This is a genomic window from Streptomyces sp. MB09-02B (assembly GCF_033794485.1).
Taxonomy (GTDB): Bacteria; Actinomycetota; Actinomycetes; order Streptomycetales; family Streptomycetaceae; genus Streptomyces.
Genome location: NZ_JARGEE010000067.1, coordinates 17,904 through 28,924, shown reverse-complemented (window position 1 = coordinate 28,924; position 11,021 = coordinate 17,904). Strand labels below are relative to the sequence as shown.

General features: G+C 69.7%; 8 protein-coding genes and 1 pseudogene. 7 read left to right on the top strand and 2 right to left on the bottom strand.

Features of this window, described 5'->3' with window-relative positions:
* Positions 1-486: pseudogene (locus P1P70_RS12760) on the bottom strand (hypothetical protein); the annotation flags it as partial.
* Between the two features lie 216 nt (positions 487-702).
* Here P1P70_RS12760 and P1P70_RS12755 point away from each other — a divergent pair.
* Complete coding sequence (locus tag P1P70_RS12755; protein WP_319236932.1) at positions 703-4,668, top strand: glycoside hydrolase family 2 TIM barrel-domain containing protein; 3,966 nt, start codon at positions 703-705, stop codon at positions 4,666-4,668.
* Positions 4,669-4,897: 229 nt separating this feature from the next.
* Here P1P70_RS12755 and P1P70_RS12750 read toward each other — a convergent pair whose 3' ends face one another.
* Positions 4,898-5,185 (bottom strand): GntR family transcriptional regulator, encoded by a 288-nt coding sequence (locus tag P1P70_RS12750; RefSeq protein ID WP_319236931.1) that lies wholly within the window; start codon positions 5,183-5,185, stop codon positions 4,898-4,900.
* Positions 5,186-5,354: 169 nt separating this feature from the next.
* On the opposite strand from P1P70_RS12750, the gene P1P70_RS12745 reads away from it, so the two are divergent.
* From P1P70_RS12745 to P1P70_RS12720, 6 genes are all read left to right on the top strand, one after another.
* Entirely contained in the window at positions 5,355-5,684 is a 330-nt protein-coding gene (locus P1P70_RS12745) for a hypothetical protein (RefSeq protein WP_319236930.1), read from the top strand.
* Positions 5,684-5,887, top strand: coding sequence for a hypothetical protein (locus P1P70_RS12740; RefSeq protein ID WP_319236929.1), 204 nt, complete (start codon positions 5,684-5,686; stop codon positions 5,885-5,887). Before P1P70_RS12745 ends, P1P70_RS12740 begins: the two co-directional genes overlap by 1 nt.
* Positions 5,884-6,144 carry a hypothetical protein gene (locus P1P70_RS12735; protein WP_319236928.1) on the top strand — a complete coding sequence of 87 codons (261 nt, stop codon included), beginning with the start codon at positions 5,884-5,886 and terminating at the stop codon, positions 6,142-6,144. The genes P1P70_RS12740 and P1P70_RS12735 overlap by 4 nt, the downstream gene beginning before the upstream one ends.
* A gap of 341 nt (positions 6,145-6,485) precedes the next feature.
* Positions 6,486-8,498 (top strand): ricin-type beta-trefoil lectin domain protein, encoded by a 2,013-nt coding sequence (locus tag P1P70_RS12730; protein ID WP_319236927.1) that lies wholly within the window; start codon positions 6,486-6,488, stop codon positions 8,496-8,498.
* A 41-nt stretch (positions 8,499-8,539) separates the two neighbouring features.
* Positions 8,540-9,928, top strand: coding sequence for a glycoside hydrolase family 43 protein (locus P1P70_RS12725; RefSeq protein ID WP_319236935.1), 1,389 nt, complete (start codon positions 8,540-8,542; stop codon positions 9,926-9,928).
* Positions 9,929-10,226: 298 nt separating this feature from the next.
* Positions 10,227-10,970, top strand: coding sequence for a hypothetical protein (locus P1P70_RS12720; protein ID WP_319236926.1), 744 nt, complete (start codon positions 10,227-10,229; stop codon positions 10,968-10,970).
* The last annotated feature ends 51 nt before the right edge of the window (positions 10,971-11,021 follow it).

Below are 11,021 nucleotides of genomic sequence, written 5' to 3'. Positions count from 1 at the left end.
CGCCACCACCAGCACCGCCGCGACCAGCACCGCCACCCGCAGCGCGGTGCCACCGTCCCCGTCGCCCGCGCGCCCGGCGGACACCGCCAGCGTCGCCAGCCCCAGACAGACGACGGCCACGGCGGCCCACTCGGCCCGCCGCGGCCGCAGCCCCAGGACGACCGTGCCCGCCACCGCCGTGACCGCCAACGACGCGGCCACCGCCGCCTCCACCAGGAACACCGGCGCCAGCCGCAACGCCACCACCTGCGCCGCGAAGCCGAGCGTGTCCAGTCCCGCACCCGCGAGGAAGGGCCAGCCGCGCAGCACCTCCACCACGGTCCGCCCCCGGTCGCGCGCACCCCCGTCGTCCCGGGCGCCCCCGTCGTCCCGCGCGCCCCGGGCACCCCGGGCGGCCGCCACCCGCCGCGCGCCCAGCGCCTGGAGCACGGTCGCCGTTCCCATGCACACCGCCGCGCACAACGCCCACGCCACTCCCGCCACCATGGGGGCACCGTATGCGGCGGGGCGGTCGGCGGACGGGCGACACCAGGGCGGGGCACCCACGACCGCACAAAGTCCGACAGAGTCATTGATTCGGTTCTGTTCGAAGTCCTAGGGTGGGCGCGGTTTTTCAACAACATCAGACAGCAACCGACGCTCCTCGTCCCACACGTCTCTCCGTACGTGCACCCCCCTGTCACCGCGAGGAAGGCCCCGGCAATGCACCACCCGCACCCGCAAGCGCCCACCGGCACCCCCGCAGTCCGCCCCGTCGTCAGCCGCCGTCGCCTGCTGGAGGGCGGCGCCGCGCTCCTCGGCGCCCTGACCCTCTCCGGCGGCGCCGCGTATGCCGCGCCCCGCACCGGGCCGGAGGCCCCCGGGACCCCCGAGTGGTCCGGCAACATGGCGCTCTTCCAGGTCGGCGCGGAACCGCCGCACACCACCCTGATGCCGTACGCCGACGTCAGACAGGCCCTCGCCGCCGACCGCACCCGCTCCCCGTACCGGCTGAGCCTCGACGGGAAGTGGAAGTTCGCGTACGTGGACCGGCCGGGCGACCGGGACGAGGACTTCTACAAGACGGACGTCGACGACAGCGACTGGGACACGATCCCGGTCCCCTCCAACTGGCAGCTGCACGGCTACGACTTCCCCATCTACATCAACATCACCTATCCGTGGTGGGGCCCCAACGGCCTCGGCGAGGAGGCCCAGCCGCCGACCGCGCCGACCCGCTACAACCCTGTCGGCCAGTACCGGCGCACCTTCCGCCTCCCCAAGGACTGGACGGCCGGCGACCGCCGCACCTTCCTCCACTTCGAGGGCGTCAAGTCGGCCCACTACGTGTGGATCAACGGCAAACTCGTCGGCTACCACGAGGACTCGTACGACCCGGCCGAGTACGACATCACCGAACACCTGAAGCCGGGCACCAACCAGATAGCCGTCGAGGTCTACCGCTACTCGGACGGCGACTGGCTGGAGGACCAGGACATGATCCGGCTGAGCGGCATCTTCCGCTCGGTCTACCTGTACTCCACGCCCGCCGTGCACCTGCGCGACTTCAAGCTGGACACCCCGCTCGGCGACGGCTACAGGTCCGCCGAACTGTCCGTCACCGCCAGCGTGCGCGCGTACGCGGCCGGGCACGGGGGGACGTACTCCGTCGAGACGCAGCTCTACGACGCCCAGGGCCACGCCGTGTGGTCACGACCCCTCGTGCAGTCCGTCGCCGTCGGCGCCTCCACGACCGGCGAGGACGTGACCGTCCAGGCGAAGAAGTCCGTCCCCTCGCCCGAGCTGTGGTCCGCCGAACACCCCACCCTCTACACGGCCGTCCTGCGGCTGCGCGACCCGCGCGGCAAGGTCGTCGAGACCCTCTCCCACCGCGTCGGCCTGCGCGAGTTCGCGCTCAAGGACGGGCTGATGCGGATCAACGGGCAGCCGGTCTCCTTCCGGGGCACCAACCGCCACGAGATGCACCCCGACCGGGGCATGGCGCTCACCCGCGCCGACATGGTCCAGGACATGCGCATCATCAAGCGGCTCAACATCAACACCGTCCGCACCTCGCACTACCCCAACAACCCGCTCTGGTACGAGCTGGCGGACGAGTACGGCCTCTACCTCGTCGACGAGACGAACCTCGAGACGCACGGCATCCGGGACCGCTACCCCGGAAACAACGCCGAGTGGACGACCGCCTGCGTGGCCCGCGCCCGGGCCATGGTCCACCGCGACAAGAACCACGCCTCCGTCGTCATCTGGTCCCTCGGCAACGAGGCGGGCGGCGGCTCCACCTTCGTCGCCATGCGCGACTGGATCGAGTCGTACGACAAGACCCGTGTCATCCAGTACGAGGGCGACGACCGGCCGACGATCAGCCAGATCCGCTCGGAGATGTACGACAGCCCGCAGCGGGTCGAGCAGCGGGCGAAGGACACCTCCGACACCCGGCCGTACGTGATGATCGAGTACTCGCACTCCATGGGGAACTCGACCGGCAACTTCAAGAAGTACTGGGACCTCATCCGGCGCTACCCGGTCCTCCAGGGCGGCTGGATCTGGGACTTCGTCGACCAGTCACTGACCTGGCCGGTCCCTAAGCTGAGGGTGTTCACGGACGCCGGTCCGAGCGCGCTGAAGGGCCAACTCCTCACCGCCGCAGGAACGTTCAGCCGCAGCAAGGGGCTGTCCGGCGCCACGGGCTTCACCCGCGACCCCGCCCTCGACCTCACCGGCTCGCTGACCCTGGAGGCGTGGGTCACCCCGCACGTCACCGGCGGCCACCAGCCGCTCGTCGCCAAAGGCGACACGCACTACGCGCTGAAGCAGACCGACAACAGCGTCGAGTTCTTCATCTACGGCGGCGGCCAGTGGGTCAGCGTCAGCTGGAACCTCCCGGCCGACGGCTGGACCGGCCGCGAACACCATGTCGCCGGTGTCTTCGACGCCGAGGCCGGGTCCCTCACCCTCTACGTCGACGGCGAGGTGAAGGCCACCCGCACCACCACCCGCCGCCCGAGCGTGAACACCGCGCCGCTCGCCCTCGGCACCGACACGGACAACCCGACGCGGGAGTTCAGCGGCACGATCCGGCGGGCCGGTGTGTACGCGCGCGCCCTGAGTGGGGCCGAGCTGGCGTCCGGGGGGCGTGGGCCCGGGGACGAGGGCGTGCGGTTCTGGTTCGACGCGGCGACGGTGAAGGTGGGCGAGCGGAAGCGGGAGGGCTTCGCGAAGGAGCGTTCGTTCTTCGCGTACGGCGGTGACTGGGGCGACAACCCCAACGACGGGGCCTTCGTCGCGGACGGCATCGTCAAGGCCGACCGGGGCCACACCGGCAAGGCGGCCGAGGTCAAGCGCATCTACCAGGCGATCCACGCGACCCCGGCCACCGGCGCCGCGTCCGACGCCCTGACCTCGAAGAAGATCACCCTCGCCAACGAGTACCTCTTCACCAACCTCCGTGAGTTCGACGGCAGTTGGACCCTCGTGGCGGACGGCAAGGAGATCCAGCGGGGCCGCCTCACCCGCGCCCAACTCGACCTCGCGCCCCTCTCCACCAAGGACATCACCGTCCCCTTCCGCCTCCCCTCCTCCCCCGCACCCGGCACCGAGTACTTCCTCGAACTCTCCTTCACCACCAAGGAGCGCACCCCCTGGGCGAAGTCCGGCTTCGAGGTGGCCCGGCAGCAACTCCCCGTGGACGCGGGCAGCCCGGCGGTGACACCGGTCCCCCTGGCGAGCGTCCCGAAGCTGACGTTCAAGGACGGACCGAACGAGATCACGGTCAACGGCAAGGGCGTGAGGGGGGTCGGCTTCTCCGTCACCGTCGACCGGAAGAGCGGCACCCTCACCTCCTACAAGGCGGGCGGCACCCGCCTCCTCTCCTCGGGTCCGACCCCGAACTTCTGGCGGGCCCCCACCGACAACGACCACGGCAACGGGCAGCACACCCGCAACCAGACCTGGCGGGACGCGGGCACCCACCGCAAGGTGACGGACGTGACCGTGCGGGCGCTGGGCGCCGGCCGAGCGGTGGAGATCAAGGTGACCGGCACCCTGCCGACGACGACCGAGTCGTCGTACACCACCACCTACACGGTCTTCGGCAACGGCGAGATCAAGGTCGACAACACCCTGCACCCGGGCGCGGCCTCCCTCCCGTACATCCCGGAGGTGGGCACGCTCCTCCACCTCCCCCGCCGCCTCGACCGGCTGCACTACTACGGCCGCGGCCCCGAGGAGAACCACTGGGACCGCAACAACGGCACCGACGTGGGCCTCTACTCGGGCAGCGTCGCCGACCAGTGGTCCGGCTACATCCGCCCCCAGGAGAACGGCAACAAGACCGACGTCCGCTGGGCCGCCCTGACCGACCGCGACGGCGAGGGCCTGCTCATCTCGGGCGACGCCCTGATCGAGGTCAACGCCTCCTTCTTCACCCCGGAGGACCTCTCCACGGGCCTCCGCCACGACTACCACCTCACCCCCCGCGACACCGTCGTCCTGCGCGTCAACCACCGCCAGATGGGCGTCGGCGGCGACAACAGCTGGGGCGCCCACACCCACGACGAGTACAAACTCTTCGCCAACCGCGACTACGCGTACTCGTACCGGCTCCGCCCGCTGACGGACGTGGACACCGCGACCAAGCTGTCGAGGAGGCCCACGGCGACCGAGTAACGCCCCTGCCGCAACCGCCGCGTCGCCCACCACGACAGGACGCTCGACCGGGCCCCCGGTCGGGCGTCCTGTCGGCTCTCCCCGCACCAGCCCGAACGTCGACTCCGCTTCTCACCAAGTGCCGCGCGCAGCCGCAGGCCCCGAGTGGGCTGCCCTGATCCCGGCCGTCTCGTCGGGCACTCCCGTGAGGGGGACATCCGCTTCCGGAGTGCGGACGGGGGCCACCGCGTCACGAATCGGGCGCGGGTCGGCCCGCGGCCGGAGGACCGTCCCCGGGCTTCGCGATCACGAACACGCCCTTGCCCTGGACCCCCTGGACAATCCCCTCCGCCGCAAGCGCCTCGATCGCGGACTTGATGGTGCGACGGCTGACAGCACCGCCCGTCTGCTGTTCCAGCTCGTAGTAGGAAGGGATGCGGCGGCCGACCGGAATGTCTCCGCGTCGGATGCGCTCGCGCAGGACGGACGCGAGCTGCACGTACATCGGGGTGATGCTCTCCCGGTCGATCTCGATCATAAGTTTGAGCGTAAGAGGCCGACTCAGTGCAGCATAGGTCGAGCAGGTACGTGAGGAGACGTACCAGGACGTACCAAGTTGCGGTACGGTCGAAGAAGACAGAAGAAGACCCCCGCGACGGGTGCAACCGTCCGGGGGTGTGGCCACCAGACACGACAATGAGGAGCTGATGACGATGGGCATTATCCACGCCTTGACGCGCCACGTACTGGACTTGCTCGCGCCGGGCAGTGGCAAACGCCGAGGCACCACACGCCCGGCGGTGAACGCCACCGCACGGGCCGAGGCGAGCCGCGCCGCACCCTCCTCCCTCCCGACCCACCGCTCCCCCTACGGCCTGCACCCCCTCCTCGACGGCGCATCGACCGTCATGGTCCGGCCCTACCTGGATGCCGGCGAGCGGAAACGGGAGTGCGCCCGGCGGTCCCGGACCCGTGGCCGTACGTCGACTTGTCAACTCTCACCGCCGCAGGCACGGCAGTTGGCGGAGGTGCGGTGATGGCCGACGGACGGATGGGGGCAACTGTCCGGGGCGCCGAGATTCCCATGCTCCGGGCCTACCGGTTGTGGTTCGAGCACACCCGTAAGTGCGACGGCGGCTGCAAGGGCACGGCCAAGGCGCAGGACGGGTGCGGCGTCGGGCGGGAGTTGTGGGGCACATACCGCCTCACGCGGATCCGCAAGAACGGGGCGGCGCCATGAGTTGGACCGTCGAACGCACACCCGGACAGCCCGTACGACGCACCGACGACGACCGTCTCACCGTCCCGCTCCGCCTGACCCACACCGGCGACCACCCCACCGACACCGAACTGACCCTCACCCTCGCCGAAGCCGAACACCTCCACGCCGCCCTCTGCCGAGCCCTCGACGGCCAGCCCCCTCCCCCGGCCGCCCCGGACTGCCGACAGCCCGTTCAGGCATCGCCCGGTATGGCCCACATCGCGGGCCACGTGTGACGGATACGCACGGACAGCAACGCGCAGACGCCCGACGCCCAGTCGCCGGAGCAACGCTCTGCGGCGGAGCGGGCGCGACCCCGGAGGTGTTCGCCGTCGCCCACGCGTCTGGGTTCCCGTCATGAGACCTGACCGCCGAAGCGCGACGCCGAGCCCCTTCCGGGCCCGGCGTCGCCGCGTTCCGGGGCTCCGCCGCACCACTTTGTGACCGGTTCAAAAACCACCTCTGCCACACCCGTTGACTTCCGTCCCCACCGGCTCTACTTTCGGCCAGCCGATACGTTCGGCGAGCCGATCCTTGTTCGAGATATCGACCCCCGGGTATCCATCGAAGGAGCCGCATGCACCCCGCCCCCCTCCCCGACTCCCCTGGTTTCAGACGCCGTTGCAGAAACGCGGCCGTACGCGCCCTCGCCCTGGCGACGACCGCGACGGCCGCCCTGCTCCTGGCCCAGCCGTCCGCCGGCACCTCGGCGACAGCCGCCCCACCCACCACCCGGCTCGACGCCGCCCCCGTCGCCGTGACGGATCGTCAAATACCCGTCCCCGAGGCCCCGATGGGCTGGGCCTCCTGGAACGCCTTCGCCGCGAAGGTCGACTACAACGTGATCAAGCAGCAGGTCGACGCGTTCGTCGCGGCCGGGCTGCCCGAGGCCGGCTACGAGTACATCAACATCGACGAGGGCTGGTGGCAGGGCACCCGCGACAGCGCGGGCAACATCACCATCGACGAGTCCGAGTGGCCCGGCGGCATGAAGGCCATCGCCGACTACATCCACAGCAAGGGCCTGAAGGCGGGCATCTACACCGACGCCGGCAAGGACGGCTGCGGCTACTACTTCCCCACCGGCCGCCCGGCCGCGCCCGGCAGCGGCAGCGAGGGCCACTACGTCCGGGACATGACGCAGTTCTCCCGGTGGGGCTTCGACTTCGTGAAGGTCGACTGGTGCGGCGGCGACGCCGAGGGCCTCGACCCGAAGACGACCTACCAGGCCATCAGCGACGCCGTCGCCACCGCGACCGCCACCACCGGCCGCCCCCTCGCCCTCTCGCTGTGCAACTGGGGGTACTCCAACCCCTGGAACTGGGCGCCGGGCATGGGCCCGATGTGGCGGACGAACACGGACATCTTCTACCACGGCCAGACCTTCACGTACGGCAATGTGCTCACGGCCCATGACCGGAACCTGCACCCCACGGCCCAGCACACCGGCTACGTCAACGACCCCGACATGCTGATGGTCGGCATGGGCCTCACCCCCGCCCAGGACCGCACCCACATGAACCTGTGGGCGATCTCCGGCGCCCCGCTGCTCGCCGGCAACGACCTCTCCACCATGACCACGGAGACGGCGAACATCCTCAAGAACTCCGAGGTCATCGCCGTCGACCAGGACCCCCGCGGCCTCCAGGGCGTCAAGGTCGCCGAGGACACCACCGGCCTCCAGGTGTACGGCAAGGTCCTCTCCGGCAGCGGCAACCGCGCGGTCGTCCTGCTCAACCGCACCTCCACCACGCAGAACATGACCGTCCGCTGGTCCGACCTCGGCCTGACGAACGCGGCGGCGACGGTCCGCGACCTGTGGACCCGTACGAACGTCGGTACACCCGGCACGAGTTACACCACCAGCGTCCCGGCGGGCACCTCGGTCATGCTCACCGTCAAGGGCGGCACCGAGCAGTCGGCCGCCTCGTACAACGGCACATCGAGCTTCTCCGGCGTGGTCGCCGGGAACACCGGCCTGAAGACGGTCGACGTCTCCTACACCAACAACACGTCCGCGGCCCGCGTCGGCACCCTCACCGTCAACGGCCAGACCTCCACCAAGGTCTCCTTCCCGCCGACCGGCTCCTCCCCCGGCAACATCTCCGTCGCGATGTCGCTCACCAAGGGCAGCGCCAACACGATCACGTTCTCCGGCGCCCCGACCCTCGAAGGCATCGTCGTACGGCCCCTGCCGGGCACCAACGGCACCCTGATCACCGGCACGGGCTCCGGCCGCTGTGCCGACATCAACGACAACACCATCACCAACGGCACCGACGCCCAGCTGTGGGACTGCTCCGGCGGCCGGAACCAGGTCTGGCAGTACACCTCCCGCAAGGAACTCGTCGTGTATGGCAACAAGTGCCTGGACGCCTGGAACCGCGGCACCTCCAACGGCACCCGCGTCGTCATCTGGGACTGCCACGGCGGCACCAACCAGCAGTGGAACGTGAACACCGACGGCACGATCGTCAACGTCAACTCCGGTCTCTGCCTGGACGCCTACAACGCTGCGACCACCAACGGCACAAAGCTCGTCCTGTGGTCCTGCAACGGTCAGAACAACCAGAAGTGGAGCCTGGCATGAGCGACATGAACGACATGAGCGACGTGCACAACGCGGGCGACATGACCGGCAGACCCGGCCTCTCCCGCCGCATGTTCCTCGGCACGGCCGCGACCGTGCCGCTCGCCGCGACGGGCGTGCTCACCCTCGGCGCCGGCACCGCCCACGCCGCCGACTCCGCGTACGCGATGGTCTACTTCACCGAGTCCACCACCATGCTGGAGGCCGACTACGGCCTGCACCTGGCCGTCAGCCAGGACGGCCTGAACTGGACCCCGCTGAACCAGAACGCCCCCCTGGTCACCCCGACCCAGGGCGCGGGCGGCCTGCGCGACCCGTTCCTGATGCGCAAGCAAGACGGTACGTTCGTCGTCCTGGCGACCGACCTCAAGGGCACGGACTGGAACTACAACAGCACGTACATCCACGTCTGGGACTCCGCCGACCTGCGAACCTTCACCGGCTACCGGCGGCTGAAGCTCCATGACATGACCAACACCCACAGCTGGGCCCCGGAGGCCTACTGGGACGCCTCACGCGGCCAGTACGGCATCCTCTACTCCTCGGTGAACAGCAGCGGCCACAACGTGATCATGGTCAGCTACACCACCGACTTCGTCACGTCGTCCAACCCCCAGGTCTTCTTCGACCCCGGCTACGACATCATCGACGGCAACCTCACGATCGGCGTCAACGGCGTCAACTACCTCTACTACAAGCGCAACCAGCAACTGGTCGGCGCACGGTCGACGTCCCTCACCCCGGGCAGCTTCACACCGTTCAGCACGGCTGTCGCGCACGGCGGCACCGAGGCCCCCACGGTGGTCAAGTCCCTGACGTCCAACGCCTGGTACCTCTGGGGAGACACCTACACTCCCAACGGCGTCTTCTACGTCTGGCAGTCCAACGACCTCGCCTCCGGCACCTGGACGGCCCTCGACCAGAAGCTCTACACCCAGCCGCTCAACTCCAAGCACTGCGGCATCCACCCGATCACGTCGACGGAGTACAACAACCTGCTGGCCAAGTGGGGCGCCCCGGCTTGGAACCGCCTCAAGTCGTACAACTACCCGTCCCGCTACGTCCGCCACAGCAGCTACGTGGGCCGTATCGACGAATACCCCTTCGACCCGTTCACCGACTCCCAGTGGAAGCTGGTCCCGGGCCTGGCGGACTCCTCGGCCGTCTCCTTCCAGTCGGTGAACTTCCCGACCCGCTACCTCCGCCACTACAACTACGCGCTCCGCCTGGACGTGAACGACGGCACGTCGACGTTCGCCGCGGACGCCACGTTCACCCGCGTCGCCGGCCTCGCCGACTCGACGTGGTCCTCGTTCCGCTCGTACAACAACCCGACCCGCTACATCCGCCACAGCGGCTACCTGCTCCGCATCGACCCGATCTCGACGGCGACGGAACGGGCTGACGCGACCTTCCGGGTGGGCTACTGACACCCGGAACCGGTGCCCCCGAGCCGGTCCGGAGCCTCACCCGCTCCGGACCAGCTCGGCCACCACGACCCCCACCAGCAGCGTCGCGATCACCACCGGCTTGGTCAGCACCGAGCGCAGTCGCCCCACGGGCCGGCCCTCCTCGTTCGTCTCCGTCGGTCGGCTCGTGCCCGAGTCAACTCCTGGCCGGGGAGAAGTCGAAGCCAGCAGACCGAACGGGGCGGATCGAACGTTCAGGCGGGCTCCCGCGTCTCAGTACCGATCGTGCGGTCGTACGAGCCGAAACGCGGAGGGCCTCATGGGCGAACCGGACAAGCGCAGGTGGACCTGGACGTGGGCCCGGACCTGGACGTGGGCCACGTCCTGGGGCGGCTCGGGTACCCCTTCTCGTTCCCGCACCCGTTCCCGCACCGGAGCCGCCGCAGCTGTGCTGGGCTCCGTCGTCGTACTCGGCGGCATCCCGGGATCGGCGGCCGACGCCCAGACCGTGGAGGCCGTGTCGACCCCGACGAGGACCTGCCACGGCACCCAGCCGGAGGGCAGCCTCGCCGGTCACGCGAGGGACGGCGCTGAGGGCACTCCACTCGAACGCACCCTGGGCTACGTGGACGGACTGGTCACCGGCCGCCACGCATCGATCTACACGGGCATGGTCCTGGACGAGGGCTCGACCTCCCTGGACGTCTACCGCATTCCCTCCCCACCCTTCGACAAGGCCGTCTGCGAGGCCGCCGAGAAGGGCGTGACCGTACGCCTCCACGACCGCGACATCAACGAGAAGGACCTCAACACCCTCCTCGACCGCGTCAGCGAGGACATGAGCCGCTGGGACGGCACCTTCTCCCTGCGCGAGGTCGGCCTGGACGGCACCGGGTTCGTCCAAGTCGGCGTCGACGACCCCGACACCGCCGAGCCGATCCTCCGCGAGGCCTACGGCGAACGGAACGCCAAGTACCTCCGCGTCGAGTACGCCCCGCAGGCGCACCTGCTCCGACCGGCCCCGCCCGAGGATGCAACCACCCTGAAGATCCGCTATAGTTGATCTCGAGCCGCTCACCGGAAAACAAACTCCCGGTAGCACTCGATGCGTTGG

Excerpts from the sequence above, each read along its gene's own strand:
- P1P70_RS12750 (WP_319236931.1), bottom strand. The coding sequence starts at position 5,185 with ATGATCGAGATCGACCGGGAGAGCATCACCCCGATGTACGTGCAGCTC.
- P1P70_RS12730 (WP_319236927.1), top strand. The coding sequence starts at position 6,486 with ATGCACCCCGCCCCCCTCCCCGACTCCCCTGGTTTCAGACGCCGTTGC.
- P1P70_RS12725 (WP_319236935.1), top strand. The coding sequence starts at position 8,540 with ATGACCGGCAGACCCGGCCTCTCCCGCCGCATGTTCCTCGGCACGGCC.
- P1P70_RS12755 (WP_319236932.1), top strand. The coding sequence starts at position 703 with ATGCACCACCCGCACCCGCAAGCGCCCACCGGCACCCCCGCAGTCCGC.
- P1P70_RS12720 (WP_319236926.1), top strand. The coding sequence starts at position 10,227 with ATGGGCGAACCGGACAAGCGCAGGTGGACCTGGACGTGGGCCCGGACC.
- P1P70_RS12745 (WP_319236930.1), top strand. The coding sequence starts at position 5,355 with ATGACGATGGGCATTATCCACGCCTTGACGCGCCACGTACTGGACTTG.
- P1P70_RS12740 (WP_319236929.1), top strand. The coding sequence starts at position 5,684 with ATGGCCGACGGACGGATGGGGGCAACTGTCCGGGGCGCCGAGATTCCC.
- P1P70_RS12735 (WP_319236928.1), top strand. The coding sequence starts at position 5,884 with ATGAGTTGGACCGTCGAACGCACACCCGGACAGCCCGTACGACGCACC.